This is a genomic window from Pseudomonas tehranensis, assembly GCF_014268615.1.
GTDB lineage: Bacteria > Pseudomonadota > Gammaproteobacteria > Pseudomonadales > Pseudomonadaceae > Aquipseudomonas > Aquipseudomonas tehranensis.
The window spans coordinates 1-17617 of the sequence record NZ_JABWQV010000035.1 but is presented as its reverse complement, the minus strand read 5'-3'; the positions used below and the strand labels follow the sequence as shown (position 1 = coordinate 17617).

Here is a 17617-nt window from a genome sequence, read left to right as displayed (position 1 = left end):
AAGGCCTTAAAAGCGAAGCGGGACGCGGGCGTAGCTGAGAAGATCAGTCTAGGCCATGTATCGGGTAGTAGACCAGACGTCCTACCCGATAGCGATGAGCTTGTCAGATGGCGTCGGCTTTGGGCGCTGCCTGTTCGCTGAGCTTGTCGGCCAGGCGCACGAACGCCGCCAGGTCCAATTGCTCGGGACGCAGGCTGCCGTCAACGCCGGCGGCTTCGATTTCGGCGCTGCTGAGCAATAATTTCAGGGTGTTGCGCAGGGTTTTGCGACGCTGATTGAAAGCTTCGCGTACGACGCGCTCCAGCAGGCGATGATCCTTGGCCGGGTGCGGCAGGACGGCATGGGGTACCAGGCGGACGATGGCCGAGTCGACTTTCGGTGGCGGGTTGAATGCCCCAGGGCCTACATTGAACAGATGTTCGACCCGGCAATGGTACTGAACCATGATCGACAGGCGACCCCAGTCACCGCCGCCAGGGCCGGCAGCCAGCCGTTCGACCACCTCTTTTTGCAACATGAAGTGCATGTCGCGGATCAGGCCAGCGTTGCTCAGCAAATGAAAGATCAGTGGCGTGGAGATGTTGTACGGCAGATTCCCCACGACCCGCAGGCTATTGGGCGCAGCCTCCAGGCTATTGAAGTCGAACTTCAGCGCGTCGCCCTGATGCAGGTTGAAATTGCTCATGCCAGCGAACTGCTGGTTGAGGATCGGGATCAGGTCCTTGTCCAGTTCTACCACATCCAGTTGCGCACCGCTGCCGAGCAGGCCTTCGGTCAGCGCGCCCTGGCCCGGGCCAATCTCCAGCAGGCGATCGTCGGGTTTGGCATTGATGGAGCGCAGGATGCGATCGATTACGCCAGCATCGTGCAGGAAGTTCTGGCCGAAGCGCTTGCGCGCGCGGTGTTGGTATTGCTCGGTCATAAATGGGTCTCGGCCATCTGGTAGGCGGTTTCCAAGGCGACCTGCAGGCTGCCGGTATCGATCCTGCCACTGCCGGCCAGGTCCAGGGCGGTGCCATGGTCCACCGATGTGCGGATGATCGGCAGGCCCAGGGTTACGTTGACTGCCGCGCCGAAGCCTTTGTACTTCAGTACGGGCAGGCCCTGATCGTGGTACATCGCCAGCACCGCATCGCAGTGCTCCAGATATTTGGGGGTAAAGAGAGTGTCGGCAGGCAGCGGGCCACGCAGGTCCATGCCCTCGCTGCGCAAGCGCTCCAAGGTGGGTTCTATGGTGTCGATTTCTTCATGGCCCAGATGTCCGCCTTCACCGGCATGGGGGTTGAGCCCGCAGACCAGGATACGGGGCTGGGCGATGCCGAACTTTTCCTGCAGGTCGGCGTGCAATATCCGCGTGACCCGCTCCAGGCGTTGCGGGGTGATGGCGTCGGCGACGTCCCGCAAGGGCAGGTGCGTGGTCACCAATGCCACGCGCAGGCCACGGGTGGCGAGCATCATGACCACCTGCGTGGTGTGGGTCAGGTCCGCCAGGAATTCGGTATGCCCGGAAAAGGCAATCCCGGATTCGTTGATCACACCCTTGTGCACCGGAGCGGTGATCATGCCGGCGAAACTCCCGTCCAGGCAGCCCTGGCCAGCGCGGGTCAGGGTTTGCAGGACGAATGCCGCGTTGGTCTTGTCCAGTTGCCCGGTAACCACCGGGGCGCCCAGTGGCGTATCCCAGACATACAGGCTATTGGCGGGTGCCGGGACATCCGGCCAGGCCCCCGGTATCACTGGCAGCAGGTCGACGACCACCCCCAGCTGCGCAGCCCGCTCAAGGAGCAGGTCGCGGCTGGTGATGGCTATCAAGGGATGTGGCTGGGGTTGCGAGGCGAGCAGCAGGCACAGGTCGGGACCGATGCCGGCAGGCTCGCCGGGTGTCAGCGCGAAACGCTTGGGTTTCACTGCGCTGCCTGGTCTGCACCAGGGAGTTTGATTTCGACGTAGGCTTCGTCGCGGATCTGACGCAGCCAGGTTTGCAGCTCTTCGTCGTACTTGCGGTTGCGCAGCACTGTCATCGCCTGTTGTTCGCGAGCCTGGGTGGTGCTGTCTGTGGCGCGGCGGCCAAGGACTTCCAGTACGTGCCAGCCATAAGGGCTCTTGAACGGCTTGGACAGCTGGCCTTGTGGTGTTTCGGCCATCACCTGGCGGAACTCGGGTACCAGTGCGTTCGGGTCAACCCAGTTCAGGTCGCCGCCGTTGAGGGCTGAACCCGGGTCTTCGGAGAAGCTCTTGGCCAGCTCGGCGAAATCTTCACCCGCCTCGATGCGCTCATAAAGCTTTTCCGCCAGACGCTTGGTCTCGGCTTCGCTGCGGATCTCGCTTGGCTTGATCAGGATATGACGAACATGCACTTCGTCACGCACCTGAGCACCACCACCGCGCTTTTCCAACAGCTTGAGAATGATGAAACCGCCGGGCGTGCGGGCTGGTTGGGTGATGTCACCCACGGCCATGCTGCTCAGTTCGCGATCGAACGGCGGGGGCAATTGGGCGGCCTTGCGCCAGCCCATGTCACCACCTTCCAGGGCGTTGTCACTGCCAGACCTGGCAATGGCCATCTGACCGAAGTCGGCGCCTTGCTTGAGTTGCTGGTAGATGTCCATCGCCTGACGGTAAGCATTCTGGATGGCTTCGGAGTTGGCGCTTTCCGGGGTAGGAACCAGGATGTTCGCCAGGTGCAGTTCCTCGGAAAGCTGCATCTTGCCCAGATCGGAGGCGAGAAAGTTTTTCACTTCCTGCTCGGACACCTGGATGCGCTCGGCCACACGACGCTGGCGCACACGGCTGATGATCATCTCGCGGCGGATCTGATCGCGAGCGTCCTCGTAAGAGAGGCCGTCGCGAGCCAGGGCAGCGCGGAACTGGTCGACGGTCATGTTGTTGCGCTGGGCAATGGTGCCGACGGCCTGGTTCAATTCTTCATCAGTGATGCGGATGCCCGAGCGTTCGCCAATCTGCAATTGCAGGTTTTCGACGATCAGGCGTTCGAGCACTTGTTGATCCAATACGCCCGGAGGGGGCAGGCCACCACCGCGCTTGGCGATGGTCTGCTGCACTTCATGGACGCGCTGGTCCAGCTGGCTCTGCATGACCACGTCGTTGTCGACGATAGCCACCACTTTGTCGATGGGCTGTACCGCGGCGTTGGCCGCAGTACCCAGGAACAGCGCGCCCAGCATCAGCGGGCGCAGACAATCAGAAAGCTTGGTCTTCACGTTCACGATAACCTTGGATGCCTTTGTCGAGGAAGCTCTCTACCTTGGCGCCGGTGAGGCCGCCGAGTCCCTTCAGGACAATTTGGAGGAAGATGCCGTGGTCGCCCTTCTCGTTTTCCGGGGCGGCTTGACTGAACTCTTCATAGTCGACCCAGTAACGGTTGATCAGGCGCAGTTTCCAGCAGCAGTTGTCGTATTCGAAACCACCGAAGGCTTCCAGGGTACGGTTGCGGTTGTAGTCATACTGCCAGCGGCTGATGAGATTCCACTGCGGCACGACTGGCCAGATGACCGAGAAGTCGTGCTGCTGGATCTTGTAGTAGTCCTTCACGTAGCCCGGAGTGCCCGGAGTTCCATAGTCGCCGCCACCCACGGACCATTGGCCAGTAGTCTGGTCGTAGCGCACCTGGTCGTTGCGGTAGCGGTAACCGGCGTTGATGACCTTGTTCGGGTTGTCTTCCGGCTGGTAATGGAACATCGCGCTGCCCGAGCGAGGGCTGCGAGTGTCCGGGTCCCAGTTGTAGGTGGCCGTGGTGCGCCAATCGCGGTTCCAGCGGAATTCGTATTCCAGTGCGTATGGCGATACGTCCGACTTGGCATCTTCACGCGTGTTGAAGTCGATGCCTGGCAGTTGGACTTCGCGGTCCTTGAAGTAAAAGGCCTGGCCGACGCTGACGCGCTGGCGCTCGAAACCGTTTTCCTGGATCCAGCGGCTGGTCACGCCCAGGGACAGTTTGTTCTCGTCGCCGACACGGTCGGAGCCGGAGAAGCGGTTGTCCCGGAACAGCGAGGAGTAGCTGAAAGTGGATTCGCCGGTGTCGAAAACCGGGATGTCGCTCTGATCTTTCTCAGGCACATAGAGGTAGAACAGTCGCGGTTCCAGGGTTTGACGGTAATTACTGCCAAACCACTGGGTGTCTCGGTCGAAGTACAGGCCGCTGTCGATGCTGGCGATTGGAACGCCGCGGCTCGGGGTGCTGTCGTAGCTGTTTCCGACGGCAGTCTTGCCCTTAGAGTCCAGATCCAGATCGTACTGGGTGTACTGATATTTAAGCGATGGTTTGATGAAGCCATAGCTTGCCTCCATCGGTAGGCTCACAACTGGCGCCAGGTTCAGGCGATTGCCGTTCGCCCGAGCCAAACCACTGACGTTCTCGTCCAACCACCGCTCGGTGTTGCCGTCCTCATCGGTATAGTTACCGGTCCGCAAATCCCGATCAAACCGCACCAGTTCCGTCTTGTAGGCGAAATCCAGACCATACGGCTGTTGGGGAAGGGTGCCATTGAAGGTGATCTGCGGCAGGCGGTTATACGGCGTGATCTTCGAAATCGTCGCCATCTGATAAGCCTGGGCATTCAGCCGTGCAACGTAGTTGTCACCTCGATAGCTGACGGCACCCTGCTGGTTTACGTAGTCATTGGACTCGACACCAATCTGATCGCTCGCCAGATCCTGGAAGTAATAAGGGTCGCTGATCTTGGTGTAGTCGACTTCCGTCAGCACGCGCGAGTCGAGCCCGCCCTTATGCTGCCAGTTGTACATGTAGCGGGTCTTGTCGTAGTCGGACTGGCCGCTGCGATCATCGTTTTCGTCGTTGAGGTACGCCGCACCGAACTGACCTTCGCTGGACTTGGTCAGGTAGCGGAACTCGCCTTCCATCAACAGGCCGCGCTTGCTCATGTAGCGCGGGTACAACGTGGCATCGTAGTTGGGTGCCAGGTTGAAGTAATACGGAGTGACCAGCAAAAAGCCGGTATCGCTGCCGGTGCCGATGGTCGGCGGCAGGAAGCCGGACTGGCGACGGTCATCGATCGGGAAATAGATGTACGGGGTATACAGGACCGGGAAGTCCTTGACCCGCAGCGTCACGTTGGTGGCGGTGCCGAAGCCGGTAGCCGGGTTCAGGGTGATGTTGTTGCCCTTGAGTGTCCAGGCGTTGCTGCCTGGCTCACACGTGGTGTACGTACCATCCTTGAGGCGGATGATCGCGTTTTCAGCACGCTTGGCGTACAGCGCGTTACCGCGGATGCGCGACTTATGCATCACGTATTCGGCGTTGTCGACCTTGGCTTCGCCAGTGTCCAACTGCACATCGGCGTGGTCGCCGACGATCAGCGCACCGTTGTCGCGAACTCGCACGTTGCCGCTCAGCTCGCCGCGGTTTTCAGCCTGGTACAGGTTGGCCTCGTCGGCCTCGACCTGCATGCTGCCTTGACGCATGACCACGTCGCCGGCCAGCGTTGCCACCTGTTCTTCCTGCTGGTAGCGCGACGCCTTGGCGCCGAGGAAGGTCGGAGCGTCGCTTTTGTCGGTCTTGTCATTCATGCCAGGACGAACGGGCTCGATATAGGCACCGGCGCAATAAGGACCGGTTTCGGCCAATTGGGCAGGGGTGAGGTTCTCCCGTGGAACCCAGTCCAGGTGACTGTAGTCCGCACTGCGAGACTTCAGGCCGCGGCCTTTGGCTTCGGTGACGAGCACGGGCTTGTCGCCGGCTTCTTCGCCCGAGCCGCTGTCGGCCGGAGCCTCGCCGCTGGCGGAAACCGCACTGCCGTCATGCACCGGACGTGGCGGCAATGCAGCAGCCGGCGTCTTGGGCGAACAGTCCCAGGCACCCGAAGCGGAGACGGAGCAGTCATACTGCTGCGCCGCAACGACGAATGAAGAGGCCAAGGGTTGCAGGGCCAGCAGACTGCCGGTGACCAGCAACGGAAATTTTTTACGAAACGCGGGGGATTTCAATGCCATCTTATTAGTCCGGGCTTCCTGCGTGCCATCTGCCCGCGGTGTGGGCCGCACGCCTCTCGATGGTCTGAAAAAGATGCTGGATAATAAAGCATGACCCGCTTGACGGCTAGCGCCGTCGGAGACCCTTGCAATGCCTGACCAAGATGTACGCCTGCAACACCTGAAAGTTTGGCTCGATGAGCAGCTGCCGATCCTTTTTGTTCAGCAGGGCTGGGGCGCCGTACCCCCGGCTACGTTGACTGCGGCCAGCAGTGACGCGAGTTTCCGTCGTTATTTCCGCTGGGAAGGCGAGGGCCGCAGTTTGATCGTGATGGATGCGCCACCGCCCCAGGAAAACTGCAAACCCTTCGTGGACATTGCTTTTTTGTTGGCGAAATCCGGCATCAACGTGCCGAAAATTTATGCCGAAGACCTCGAGCGCGGTTTTCTCTTGCTCAATGACCTGGGCAATCAGACGTATCTGGACGTGATCAGCGGCGACAATGCCGACGCATTATTCCGTGACGCCCTGCAGGCCCTGTTGGCTTTCCAACAACTGCCGATGGTCGCGCCACTGCCCAGCTACGACGTCGCTTTGCTGCGCCGGGAGCTGGAGCTGTTTCCTGAGTGGTACGTCAAGCATGAGCTGGGTATCGAATTGGATGCTGCTCAACAAGCGCTCTGGCAACAGGCCAGCGACCTGCTGATCAACAGCGCGCTGGCTCAGCCGAAAGTGCTGGTCCATCGCGACTACATGCCGCGCAACCTGATGCTCAGCGAACCGAACCCCGGCGTACTGGACTTTCAGGATGCGGTTTATGGCCCGGTGACTTATGACGTCACGTGTCTGTTCAAGGATGCCTTTCTCAGTTGGCCCGAGGAGCGCGTGCGTGGCTGGCTCGAGGATTACTGGCAGCAGGCCGGTGCGCTCGGCATCCCGGTCCAGCCGGACTTCGAGGATTTCCTGCGGGCCAGCGACCTGATGGGCGTGCAGCGCCATCTCAAGGTCATCGGGATTTTCGCGCGTATTTGCCACCGCGACGGCAAGCCGCGCTACCTGGGTGATGTGCCGCGCTTCTTTGCCTATATAGAAGCGGTCATTGCCCGTCGCCCTGAACTGGCGGAACTGGATCAGTTGCTCTCCAGCCTGCGTCAGTCGGCCGGAGCGACGGCATGAAAGCGATGATCCTGGCGGCGGGTAAAGGGGAGCGCATGCGGCCCTTGACCCTCACCACGCCCAAGCCGCTGGTTCGTGCCGGCGGCGTTCCCTTGATCGAATACCATCTGCGTGCCTTGGTTCGGGCCGGGTTCAAGGACATTGTGATCAATCACGCCTGGCTCGGTCAGCAAATCGAAGATTATCTCGGGGACGGTTCACGTTTTGGCGTGAGCATTCATTTCTCACCCGAAGGTGAGCCGCTGGAAACCGGCGGTGGCATTTTCCGCGCCCTGCCGTTACTGGGCGAGGAAGCGTTTCTGGTGGTCAACGGCGACATCTGGACCGATTACGATTTCAGCGCCTTGCGCCGACCTCTGGACGGCTTGGCGCACTTGGTGCTGGTGGATAATCCCGAACATCATCCGGGCGGCGATTTCATTCTGGCCGACGGGCAGATTCATGATGGCGGGGCGGCTGCCGACAAACTGACCTACAGCGGCATTGCCGTCTTGCATCCACGGTTGTTCGAGGGCTGCCTGGACGGCGCGTTCAAACTCGCACCGCTGCTACGCAAGGCCATGGCCGAGGGTCAGGTCAGCGGCGAGCACCTGAAGGGACACTGGGTGGATGTGGGGACTCATGAACGTTTGGCGCAGGTTGAAACCTTGATAGAAGCGAGCCGTTGATATGTGGTGGCCAGGGACTCTGATTGGAGCCGGGGCGGGCTTTGCCATAGCCAGCATTCCGGGGGCCATGCTGGGAGCGTTGTTAGGACAGGCGCTGGATCGGCGACTTAATCTGCAAGGCTGGGCGCAGGTGCGCGAGCGTTTGGGTGGTCGTCCGGCATTACGCAACGATGAGTTGCTGTTTGTATTGCTTGGCCGGCTGGCCAAGAGCGACGGACGAGTGGTCGATGGGCACATCCAGCAGGCTCGTCAGGAGATGCGTGCGCTGGACCTGAGCGAACCGGCACAACGCCGGGCCGTTGCCGCATTCAACCGGGGCAAATCCGGAAACGATCATCTGCGCGGTTATTTGCGCCGCCTTGCGACCCAGCCCCATGCAGCTGAAGGCGTGCTGCGGGCCTGTTGGCGGATGGTTTGGGCGGACGGTCGCGCGGGCACAAGCGAGCGTGAGTTGCTCGCCCAGTGGGGCAAATGGCTGGGGTGGACGCCGCAACAGGTCCAGGCACTGGCGGTGGATTACGAGCCACACAAACCGTCGTTGCCCAACAGCGGCGCGACCTACCAGGAGGCGTTGCGCTTGCTGGGGGTGTCGGCCACCAGCGAGCCGTCGCAGATCAAGCGGGCTTACCGCCGCCTGCTCAGCCGTCACCACCCGGACAAGATTGCCGGCAGCGGGGCGACGCCATTGCAAGTGCGTGACGCCACCGACAAAACCCGGGAGTTGCACAACGCCTATCGGTTGATCCGCGAGCGCCGGGATTTTCGCTAGAAGGGATCACAACGCTGGCTGGGTTGGGGCTTGTCTAAGCCTCACTCCCCCGGCTTCTGCGGGTTGAGCCAACCCCGAATCCGACGAAACAGCTGTTCCTGCTGCGCCGATGAGTTGGGCACTGCTTTGAGCGACACCTGGCTGAAACTCGACCCTTTGAGACGCTTACTGGCCTGTAAACGCTCCAGCGCTGCATTGCGATCCTGCGGTTTGTCCATGTAGAAGATGTCGGCGGTGGCCAGTTTCAAGGTGGGGGTCAGTTCGGCCAGGGCGGGCTTGACTGCGAGCGGGGTCTGGGCGGCGACCATCACGAAACGCTCGATCTGCGAGGGCTGTTTTTCATTCAGGTAACGTGCCGCCCAATAGGCGCCGGTGCCGTGACCCAGCAGAACGATGCTGCGGGCGCCCTGCTGTTCGGCGTAGGCCAGCGCTGCATCGATGCGGGTATAGATACGGTCGGCATCGGCCAGGAGGTGATCCTCGCTGGTTTGGGCAACGACCGGATCCACCGCGTCGGCCTCGCCGCCCGCCACCTGTTCAATCGGCGCTGCGGTCGTGGCATCCGGTGCCGCGCCAGCCACGTCGGCCGGTTTGGTCTCGGGCGGTGTTTCTACCACGCGCGGTGCGATGACGTCGCTTTGCAGGTCCGGCAGGGTGATACTCAGGCTGCTCCACTCGATATCCGGTAACTTTTTGCGCATCGGGCCAATCACTTGAGGCCAGTCAGCAGTTTCGCCAGCGCCGGGGACTATGATGACCGTGCCCTTGGGTTCGCTGGTGTTGGCTGGTTTCCAGAGTGCCAGGAAGGTGTCGCTGCCGGTTTGCAGCTGTTGTTGCTCCTGGGCCGGGATCTCCCGTTCAAGTGCTGTCGCTTCTTCTTCGCTGCGTTCGAGCAAAGGCGGACGTTCGACCGGTTTTTCCTCGGTGGCTTGATCCGCCGCTGCGGGCGCCGGTTCTTCAGCCTGTACAGAAAAGGCACTCGGCAGCATCAGCGACAGGCACAATGCTGGCAGTGCCAGGCGATAAACAAAGGGCATCGGATATTCCATGACCAGAAGTATTTCCGGCAGCCTAATGGGTTGGTCAGTATTTGTCAGTGCATGAGACTTCAATGATGCGTTTTTGCTGCCTGTGGGTTATCGGCTGTTTATGGCTTCCCTTGATGGCGTGGGCCGCGCCCGCACCGTCGCTAACTGGGGTGCAACTGGACGCGGGCCAGCGACAATGGCTGCTCCAGCATCCGCAACTGCGCGTCGGCCTCGTGTTGCAGGCGCCGTACGCGCAATATGACCGGCGCTTGCAGCGCCTGTCCGGCACCAATGTCGAGCTGATGCAATGGTTGGGCAAGGCGTTGAATGTCGAACTGACCTGGCGCAATTTCCAGGACGTGGCGCAACTGGAAGCCGCGTTGCGCTCCGGGGAGGTGGATGTTGCCCCAGGGCTGACCCAGACCCCGGCCGGGTTGCGACTCTGGCGGTTCTCCGACCCCTATATGCGCGTGCCGCAATTGATCGTGGGTCAGAAGAAGGGCGCCGAAGGGGTCGAACTGGAAAAGCTCGATGCTCAAGTGCGGGTGGCGGTGCGCATGCCCAGTACCACGGCCGATTATTTGCGCAGCAATTACCCGACCTTGAATCTTCAAGGCGTACCGTTGGAGCGTCAGGCCCTGCAACTGTTGTTGAGCCAACAGGCCGGGTACGCGGTGGTCGATGAGGCGCAGCTGGGGCGACTGATGGTCGAGCCTGAATTCGCCGGGTTGGTGGTTGTAGGCGATATCGGCCTGCCGCAACTGTTGCGCGTCGCCACTCGCCGGGATTGGCCGGAGTTGGCCGACATCATCGAGAGCGGTTTGCAGGCGATCTCGGCCAAGGAACTTGAGCAACTGCACAGTCGCTGGCTCAAGCCCAAATATCCGCGGCTGACCGACACTCCGGGTTTCTGGCAAAACCTGACTCTGTTGCTGCTGGCCCTGTTCCTGAGCTGCGTGGTCATCGTGTTCTGGCAGCGCCGCGAGCAAAGAGCGCTGGAGCGGCGCCTGCGCAATGCGCGAAATGACATCGCCCAGCGGGCCGCCAGCGAGGAAGCCCTGCGCCTGACGCAATTTTCCATCGATCAAAGCACTGTCGGCATTCTCTGGGTCAATTGGGATAGCCATGTACGTTATGCCAACCGCGCCGCCGAAATCATGTTGGGCTATGCGCCAGGCGGCATTATTGAACGTCCCTTGATCGACTTCGAACCGGGCCTGCACATGGATCGCTGGCTGAACCTGTGGAAACGCGCCCGGGCCAGCGAAGAGGGGCCACAGAGTTTCGAAACCGAATGCGTCCGGGCCGATGGAAGTATTCTTCCGGCCGATGTTTCCTTGAGCTTCCTGCGTTTTCGCGATGCCGAATACCTGGTGGTCTACATAAACGACGTCACCGAGCGCCGTCGTGCGCTGGCGGCGCTGCGCGAAAGCGAGGCGCGCTTGCAGGGAATCGCCGCCAACGTCCCGGGCCTGGTCTTTCGCCTGGAGCGCGCCCCGGTGACCGGGCAGATCGACTTTGCCTACATCAGTGAAGGCAGCGAAAGCCTCGTGGGCTATTCACCCGCGACCCTGGCTCGCAGTGACACCGGCCTGCGCAGCCTCGTCCACCCACAGGACAAGGCCAGCTACCACCGCACTCAGGATCAGGCGCTGGACAGCGATAGTGATTGGTCGTGGCAGGGCCGCATCCTGACCCGCGAGGGCCGGGAACGCTGGGCCGAGATCAAGGCCATTACCCGTCGTCTCGAGGATGGCGCCTACGTTTGGGACGGCATCGTCTGGGACATCACCGAAAGCAAGCGTATCGAACTTGAACTGGCCAGCTCCCGGGAACAACTGCGCGAATTGTCGGCGCACCTGGAGAGCGTGCGGGAAGAGGAAAAGGCGCGTATAGCTCGGGAGGTCCACGACGAGTTGGGTCAGATGTTGACCGTCTTGAAGCTGGAAACGTCCATGTGCGAACTGGCCTATGCGCAACTCGACCCGGGTCTGCAAGAACGGCTCAACAGCATGAAGCGCCTGATTGCCCAACTGTTCCAGTTGGTGCGGGATGTGGCGACGGCGCTGCGACCTCCGATCCTTGATGCCGGCATCGCCTCCGCCATTGAATGGCAGGCGCGGCGTTTCGAGGCGCGCACACAGATTCCCTGCCTGGTGCAGGTGCCGGACAATCTGCCGCCCTTGAGCGACGCCAAGGCCATCGGTCTGTTTCGGATTCTCCAGGAAGCGCTGACCAATGTGATGCGCCATGCTCAGGCGCATACTGTAGAACTGACGCTGGTCCAGGAAGACGACCAACTCTGTCTGACGGTGAGTGACGACGGTGTAGGATTCGTTCCCGCCACGGGGCGACCGACCTCCTTTGGTCTGGTCGGCATGCGGGAGCGGGTATTGATCATGGGCGGTCAGTTATCGTTGGAAAGTGAACCGGGGGAGGGTACGACCCTGGCGGTGCGGGTTCCGTTGACCGAGGCCTGATGGCTTTCGCTAGGCTTGCCTGAGGCCATCGCGAGCAGGCTCGCGATGAGATTCTGAATCTGGAGAAAAACGTGATCCGTGTACTGGTAGCCGAAGACCACACCATCGTCCGTGAAGGCATTAAACAGTTGATTGGCCTGGCCAAGGATCTGGTGGTGGTGGGGGAGGCGAGCAATGGCGAGCAATTGCTGGAGACCCTACGGCATGTGCCCTGCGAGGTGGTGCTGCTGGATATCTCCATGCCGGGCGTCAATGGCCTGGAGGCGATCCCGCGGATCCGTGCGTTGAACAATCCGCCGGCCATCCTGGTGTTGTCGATGCACGACGAGGCGCAAATGGCGGCGCGGGCGCTGAAGGTCGGTGCCGCGGGTTACGCGACCAAGGACAGCGACCCGGCATTGCTGCTCATGGCGATTCGCAAGGTCGCCGCCGGCGGACGTTACATCGACCCGGAACTGGCCGACCGCATGGTTTTCGAAGTGGGCCTGACCGACAGCCGACCGCTGCACTCGCTGCTGTCCGAGCGTGAGTTTTCGGTCTTCGAGCGCCTGGCCCAAGGGGCCAACGTCAACGACATCGCCCAGCAACTGGCCCTGAGCAGCAAAACCATCAGCACTCACAAAGCACGACTGATGCAGAAGCTCAACATCACTTCCTTGGCGGAACTGGTGAAGTACGCGATGGAGCACAAATTGCTCTAAGCCCACCACAATCCCCTGTGGGAGCGAGCCTGCTCGCGATAGAGTTGGACCATTCAGCATCGTAGTTGACTGACACACTGCCATCGCGAGCAGGCTCGCTCCCACAGGGGCAGTGCGCCGGCATATCCATTTACGACACGCCCCAACACCGCTTCTACCCCTGCTTGCGGCTTGCAGCTCATAACTTGCCGCTGCTCTTACCCAATCCCGCCATCCTTGTAGGGAAATCCCTACACCGACTCTTCCATCCGGCTGAGGCCATTCTCTCCTGCGTCCCGATTTGCGCGGCCCCCAGGCTCCACTAGGCTTGATTCACAAGCAGTCATCAATACAAAAGGTGCGGGTATGAGCCAGGTCGATTCAAGCGCGGGGGCCAGTGATGTGCTGGTCAGCTTTCGTGGTGTGCAAAAGAGCTACGACGGCGAGAACCTGATCGTCAAGGACCTCAACCTGGACATTCGCAAAGGCGAATTCCTGACGCTGCTCGGGCCGTCCGGTTCCGGCAAAACCACCAGCCTGATGATGCTCGCCGGTTTTGAAACCCCCACCGCTGGGGAGATTCAGCTGGCCGGGCGCTCCATCAACAACGTGCCGCCTCACAAGCGTGACATCGGCATGGTGTTCCAGAACTATGCTTTGTTCCCGCACATGACCGTTGCCGAGAACCTGGCATTCCCGCTGACCGTGCGCGGTTTGAACAAAAGCGACGTGAGTGATCGGGTCAAGCGCGTCTTGAGCATGGTCCAGCTAGACACGTTTGCCCAACGCTACCCGGCGCAGTTGTCCGGCGGCCAGCAACAGCGCGTGGCCCTGGCCCGGGCATTGGTGTTCGAACCGCAACTGGTGCTGATGGACGAACCCCTTGGCGCCCTGGACAAACAACTGCGTGAGCACATGCAGATGGAGATCAAGCATCTGCATCAGCGCCTCGGTGTCACCGTGGTCTATGTGACTCACGACCAGGGCGAGGCCTTGACCATGTCCGACCGCGTAGCGGTGTTCCATCAGGGCGAAATCCAGCAGATTGCCCCGCCACGCACCCTCTACGAAGAGCCAAAGAACACCTTCGTCGCCAACTTCATCGGCGAGAACAATCGCCTCAACGGCCGCTTGCACAGCCACACCGGTGATCGTTGCCTGGTAGAGCTGGGGCGTGGTGAAAAGGTCGAGGCCCTGGCGGTGAACGTCGGCAAACCCGGCGAGCCGGTGACCCTGTCGATCCGCCCGGAACGGGTGAGCCTCAACGGCGCAAGCGAACAATGTGTCAACCGCTTCTCAGGGAGGGTGGCGGAATTCATCTATCTGGGCGACCACGTCCGGGTTCGCCTGGAGGTCTGTGGCAAAAACGACTTCTTTGTGAAACAACCGATTGCCGAACTCGATCCCGGGCTCGCTGTTGGGGACGTGGTTCCGCTTGGCTGGCAAGTCGAGCATGTGCGTGCGCTCGATCCCCTTCTAGAGGCGAATTGATCGCCCCCTGCTGTACCAACACCAACCCTGCACGTGGAGAGAACAATAAATGTTGAGATCCCTGAAGTTCACAGCCCTGACCCTGGGCATGATGGGTGCGGCAAGCGCGATGGCGGCGGGCCCGGACCTGACTGTGGTGTCTTTTGGTGGGGCGAACAAGGCGGCTCAGGCCAAAGCCTTTTACGCACCGTGGGAAGCGGCCGGCAACGGCAAGATCATCGCTGGCGAATACAACGGTGAAATGGCCAAGGTCAAGGCCATGGTCGACACCAAGAGCGTTTCGTGGGACCTGGTGGAAGTCGAGTCTCCGGAGCTGTCCCGTGGTTGTGACGAAGACATGTTCGAGCAACTGGACCCGGCTCTGTTCGGCAAGGCCGAAGACTACGTCAAGGGCGCCATCCAGCCTTGCGGCGTGGGCTTCTTCGTGTGGTCGACCGTGCTGGCCTACAACGCCGACAAACTGAAAACCGCGCCGACCAGTTGGGCGGATTTCTGGGACACCAAGCAATTCCCAGGCAAGCGTGGCCTGCGCAAAGGCGCCAAGTACACCCTGGAATTTGCCTTGATGGCCGACGGCGTTGCGCCGAAAGATGTCTACAAAGTGCTGGCCGGCAAAGATGGCCAGGATCGTGCCTTCAAGAAGCTCGACGAACTCAAGCCGAACATCCAATGGTGGGAGGCAGGCGCCCAGCCGCCGCAGTACCTGGCTTCCGGTGACGTGGTCATGAGCTCGGCCTACAACGGTCGGATCGCTGCGGTGCAGAAGGAAAGCAACCTGAAAGTGGTGTGGAACGGCGGCATCTACGACTTCGACGCGTGGGCAATTCCACGTGGTCTGGACAAGACCCGCGCCGAAGCTGCGAAGAAATTCATCGCTTTCTCGGTGGCACCGCAGCAGCAAAAGACCTACTCGGAAAACATCGCCTACGGCCCGGCCAATACCCAGGCTGTACCGCTGTTGTCCAAGGATGTCTTGAAAGACATGCCGACCACCCCGGAAAACATCGCCAACCAGGTACAGATCGACGTCAGCTTCTGGGCTGACAACGGTGAGCAACTGGAACAGCGCTTCAACTCCTGGGCGGCCAAGTAGGAGCTGCCGAAGGCTGCGATCTTTTGATCTTCAGTGTTCATGAGGGCCTCAAAAGATCGCAGGCTGCGCCAGCTCCTACAGGATTTGCGTTTCACCTTAAACAGAAGCGGCACGCCGCTTCTGTAACGATCAAAAAGATTTGCGGAGTTCGCCATGGCCATCGCCGTTCCACTGAACGCGGGCACCAGCCCCACCCTGAAGCAGCGGCTCAAGCGCGCCGAGCGGGTCAACCGCTGGAAGGCCCAGGCCTTGATCGCGCCGCTGGTACTGTTTCTGTTGCTGGTGTTCCTGGTGCCGATCGTGGCGCTGCTGTTCAAAAGCGTCAGCAACCCGGAAGTGGTCAACGGCATGCCGCGCACCGTCGCCGCGGTCGCTGCCTGGGACGGACGTGGGTTGCCCGGCGAGCCGGTGTACAAGGCCGCCAGCGAAGACCTGGCCGAAGCCCGCAAGAATCAGACCTTGGGCGATTTGTCTAAGCGCCTGAACATGGAACTGGCCGGCTATCGCAGCCTGCTGACCAAGACCGCCCGTGCGCTGCCGTTCGCCACTGAGCCGGTCTCCTATAAAGAGGCGATGGAGAACCTCGACGAACGCTGGGGCGATCCGGCGTATTGGCAGGTGATCCGCCGCAACACCAGTGATGTCACCCCGTATTACCTGCTGGCGGCCGTCGATCATCGCATCGATGACCTGGGTGAACTGGCCCCGGCCACCCCCGACCAGGCGATCTACCTGGATATTTTTGCCCGTACGTTCTGGATGGGTCTGGTGATCACCGCGATCTGCCTGGTGCTGGCCTATCCGTTGGCCTACCTGCTGGCGAACCTGCCGTCGCGCCAAAGCAACCTGCTGATGATTCTGGTGCTGTTGCCGTTCTGGACGTCGATCCTGGTGCGGGTGGCGGCGTGGATCGTGCTGCTGCAATCGGGCGGGCTGATCAACAGTGGCCTGATGGCCATGGGTATTATCGATAAGCCGCTGGAGTTGGTGTTCAACCGCGCCGGTGTCTACATCTCCATGGTCCATATCCTGCTGCCGTTCATGATCCTGCCGATTTACAGCGTGATGAAAGGCATCTCTCCGACTTACATGCGTGCGGCGATTTCCCTGGGTTGCCATCCGTTCGCCAGTTTCTGGCGCGTGTATTTCCCGCAGACCTATGCCGGTGTCGGCGCCGGTTGCCTGTTGGTGTTCATCCTCGCCATCGGCTACTACATCACGCCGGCACTGCTGGGCAGCCCGAGCGATCAGATGGTCAGCTATTTCGTCGCGTTCTACACCAACACCAGCATCAACTGGGGTATGGCCACGGCGCTTGGCGGGTTGTTGTTGCTGGCAACCGTCGTGCTTTATCTGATTTACAACTGGTTGGTGGGCGCCAGTCGCCTGCGCCTGAGCTGAGGGGAGATCGAAATGCTGAGTCCTTACATGTCCCCCGTCGAGCGGGTGTGGTTCTACAGCTTGCGCATATTCTGCGGGCTGATCCTGTTGTTCCTGATTCTGCCGGTGCTGGTGATCATTCCATTGTCGTTCAACTCCGGCAGCTTCCTGGTGTACCCGTTGCAAGGCTTTTCGTTGCAGTGGTACCACGATTTCTTTGCTTCGGCGGAGTGGATGCGGGCGCTGAGGAACAGCGTCATCGTCGCCCCGGCGGCGACGGTTCTGGCGATGGTCTTCGGCACCCTGGCGGCTATTGGCCTGACCCGTGGCGACTTTCCGGGCAAGGCGCTGGTGATGGCCCTGGTGATCTCGCCGATGGTGGTTCCGGTGGTGATCATCGGGGTAGCCAGCTACCTGTTTTTCGCGCCGCTGGGGATGGGCAACAGTTTCTTCTCGCTGATCGTGGTCCATGCCGTGCTGGGCGTGCCGTTCGTCATCATCACGGTGTCGGCGACTCTGCAGGGCTTTAACTACAACCTGGTTCGGGCCGCCGCCAGCCTTGGAGCTTCACCCTTGACGGCGTTTCGTCGAGTGACCCTGCCGTTGATCGCCCCGGGCGTGATCTCCGGCGCACTGTTCGCCTTCGCGACGTCATTCGATGAGGTGGTGGTGACGCTGTTCCTGGCCGGTCCCGAGCAGGCAACGTTGCCAAGGCAGATGTTCAGCGGTATCCGCGAGAACCTCAGTCCCACCATCGCCGCCGCCGCGACGCTGCTGATCGCCTTCTCGGTGATCCTGTTGCTGACTCTGGAGTGGTTGCGCGGGCGTAGCGAGAAACTGCGCACCACCCAAGTCTGAGGTCCAACGCAAAACCAATGTGGGAGCGGGCTTGCTCGCGAAGG

Annotated in this window: 14 protein-coding genes; 9 read left to right on the top strand and 5 right to left on the bottom strand. The window is 61.0% G+C overall.

The genetic code is table 11. From position 1 onward, the window contains the following. Positions 1 to 103: 103 nt before the first annotated feature. From rsmA to HU811_RS09135, 4 genes are read right to left on the bottom strand one after another with little or no spacing between them, the layout of a single operon-like run. Positions 104 to 922 carry a 16S rRNA (adenine(1518)-N(6)/adenine(1519)-N(6))-dimethyltransferase RsmA gene (gene rsmA, locus HU811_RS09150; protein WP_092400917.1) on the bottom strand — a complete coding sequence of 273 codons (819 nt, stop codon included), beginning with the start codon at positions 920 to 922 and terminating at the stop codon, positions 104 to 106. Beyond that, a complete protein-coding gene (gene pdxA / locus HU811_RS09145) occupies positions 919 to 1908 on the bottom strand; it encodes a 4-hydroxythreonine-4-phosphate dehydrogenase PdxA (protein ID WP_186655391.1) in 990 nt (329 codons plus the stop codon). Before pdxA ends, rsmA begins: the two co-directional genes overlap by 4 nt. Then, positions 1905 to 3221 (bottom strand): peptidylprolyl isomerase SurA, encoded by a 1317-nt coding sequence (surA, locus tag HU811_RS09140; protein ID WP_143071679.1) that lies wholly within the window; start codon positions 3219 to 3221, stop codon positions 1905 to 1907. Before surA ends, pdxA begins: the two co-directional genes overlap by 4 nt. Continuing rightward, entirely contained in the window at positions 3202 to 5970 is a 2769-nt protein-coding gene (locus tag HU811_RS09135; RefSeq protein WP_186655388.1) for an LPS-assembly protein LptD, read from the bottom strand. Before HU811_RS09135 ends, surA begins: the two co-directional genes overlap by 20 nt. Positions 5971 to 6100: 130 nt before the next feature. Here HU811_RS09135 and HU811_RS09130 point away from each other — a divergent pair, with 130 nt between their 5' ends. Genes HU811_RS09130 through HU811_RS09120 form a run of 3 tightly spaced genes read left to right on the top strand, consistent with a single transcriptional unit; the run spans position 6101 to position 8563 of the window. Then, positions 6101 to 7126 carry an aminoglycoside phosphotransferase family protein gene (locus HU811_RS09130; protein WP_186655385.1) on the top strand — a complete coding sequence of 342 codons (1026 nt, stop codon included), beginning with the start codon at positions 6101 to 6103 and terminating at the stop codon, positions 7124 to 7126. Then, a complete protein-coding gene (murU, locus tag HU811_RS09125; protein ID WP_092400929.1) occupies positions 7123 to 7794 on the top strand; it encodes an N-acetylmuramate alpha-1-phosphate uridylyltransferase MurU in 672 nt (223 codons plus the stop codon). Before HU811_RS09130 ends, murU begins: the two co-directional genes overlap by 4 nt. A gap of 1 nt (position 7795) precedes the next feature. Further along, positions 7796 to 8563 (top strand): TerB family tellurite resistance protein, encoded by a 768-nt coding sequence (locus HU811_RS09120; protein WP_092400932.1) that lies wholly within the window; start codon positions 7796 to 7798, stop codon positions 8561 to 8563. A gap of 41 nt (positions 8564 to 8604) precedes the next feature. On the opposite strand, the gene HU811_RS09115 is transcribed toward HU811_RS09120, so the two are convergent. Beyond that, a complete protein-coding gene (locus HU811_RS09115; RefSeq protein ID WP_186655382.1) occupies positions 8605 to 9600 on the bottom strand; it encodes an alpha/beta hydrolase family protein in 996 nt (331 codons plus the stop codon). A gap of 74 nt (positions 9601 to 9674) precedes the next feature. Here HU811_RS09115 and HU811_RS09110 point away from each other — a divergent pair, with 74 nt between their 5' ends. The 6 genes from HU811_RS09110 to HU811_RS09085 all read left to right on the top strand — a co-directional run bounded on the left by HU811_RS09110 (position 9675) and on the right by HU811_RS09085 (position 17573). Further along, entirely contained in the window at positions 9675 to 12071 is a 2397-nt protein-coding gene (locus tag HU811_RS09110) for a PAS domain-containing sensor histidine kinase (protein ID WP_186655380.1), read from the top strand. Positions 12072 to 12142: 71 nt separating this feature from the next. Further along, positions 12143 to 12772, top strand: a complete 630-nt coding sequence (locus HU811_RS09105) for a response regulator (protein WP_076383435.1) — start codon at positions 12143 to 12145, stop codon at positions 12770 to 12772. 345 nt (positions 12773 to 13117) lie between these two features. Next, entirely contained in the window at positions 13118 to 14242 is a 1125-nt protein-coding gene (locus HU811_RS09100) for an ABC transporter ATP-binding protein (protein ID WP_092400941.1), read from the top strand. Positions 14243 to 14291: 49 nt separating this feature from the next. Then, positions 14292 to 15335 carry an ABC transporter substrate-binding protein gene (locus HU811_RS09095; RefSeq protein WP_092400944.1) on the top strand — a complete coding sequence of 348 codons (1044 nt, stop codon included), beginning with the start codon at positions 14292 to 14294 and terminating at the stop codon, positions 15333 to 15335. A gap of 153 nt (positions 15336 to 15488) precedes the next feature. Further along, a complete protein-coding gene (locus tag HU811_RS09090; RefSeq protein ID WP_092400947.1) occupies positions 15489 to 16736 on the top strand; it encodes an ABC transporter permease in 1248 nt (415 codons plus the stop codon). Between the two features lie 12 nt (positions 16737 to 16748). Beyond that, positions 16749 to 17573, top strand: a complete 825-nt coding sequence (locus tag HU811_RS09085) for an ABC transporter permease (protein ID WP_092400949.1) — start codon at positions 16749 to 16751, stop codon at positions 17571 to 17573. Positions 17574 to 17617 lie beyond the last annotated feature (44 nt).

Excerpts from the sequence above, each read along its gene's own strand:
- rsmA (WP_092400917.1), bottom strand. The coding sequence starts at position 922 with ATGACCGAGCAATACCAACACCGCGCGCGCAAGCGCTTCGGCCAGAAC.
- HU811_RS09135 (WP_186655388.1), bottom strand. The coding sequence starts at position 5,970 with ATGGCATTGAAATCCCCCGCGTTTCGTAAAAAATTTCCGTTGCTGGTC.
- HU811_RS09130 (WP_186655385.1), top strand. The coding sequence starts at position 6,101 with ATGCCTGACCAAGATGTACGCCTGCAACACCTGAAAGTTTGGCTCGAT.
- murU (WP_092400929.1), top strand. The coding sequence starts at position 7,123 with ATGAAAGCGATGATCCTGGCGGCGGGTAAAGGGGAGCGCATGCGGCCC.
- HU811_RS09120 (WP_092400932.1), top strand. The coding sequence starts at position 7,796 with ATGTGGTGGCCAGGGACTCTGATTGGAGCCGGGGCGGGCTTTGCCATA.
- HU811_RS09115 (WP_186655382.1), bottom strand. The coding sequence starts at position 9,600 with ATGCCCTTTGTTTATCGCCTGGCACTGCCAGCATTGTGCCTGTCGCTG.
- HU811_RS09110 (WP_186655380.1), top strand. The coding sequence starts at position 9,675 with ATGATGCGTTTTTGCTGCCTGTGGGTTATCGGCTGTTTATGGCTTCCC.
- HU811_RS09100 (WP_092400941.1), top strand. The coding sequence starts at position 13,118 with ATGAGCCAGGTCGATTCAAGCGCGGGGGCCAGTGATGTGCTGGTCAGC.
- HU811_RS09095 (WP_092400944.1), top strand. The coding sequence starts at position 14,292 with ATGTTGAGATCCCTGAAGTTCACAGCCCTGACCCTGGGCATGATGGGT.
- HU811_RS09090 (WP_092400947.1), top strand. The coding sequence starts at position 15,489 with ATGGCCATCGCCGTTCCACTGAACGCGGGCACCAGCCCCACCCTGAAG.
- HU811_RS09085 (WP_092400949.1), top strand. The coding sequence starts at position 16,749 with ATGCTGAGTCCTTACATGTCCCCCGTCGAGCGGGTGTGGTTCTACAGC.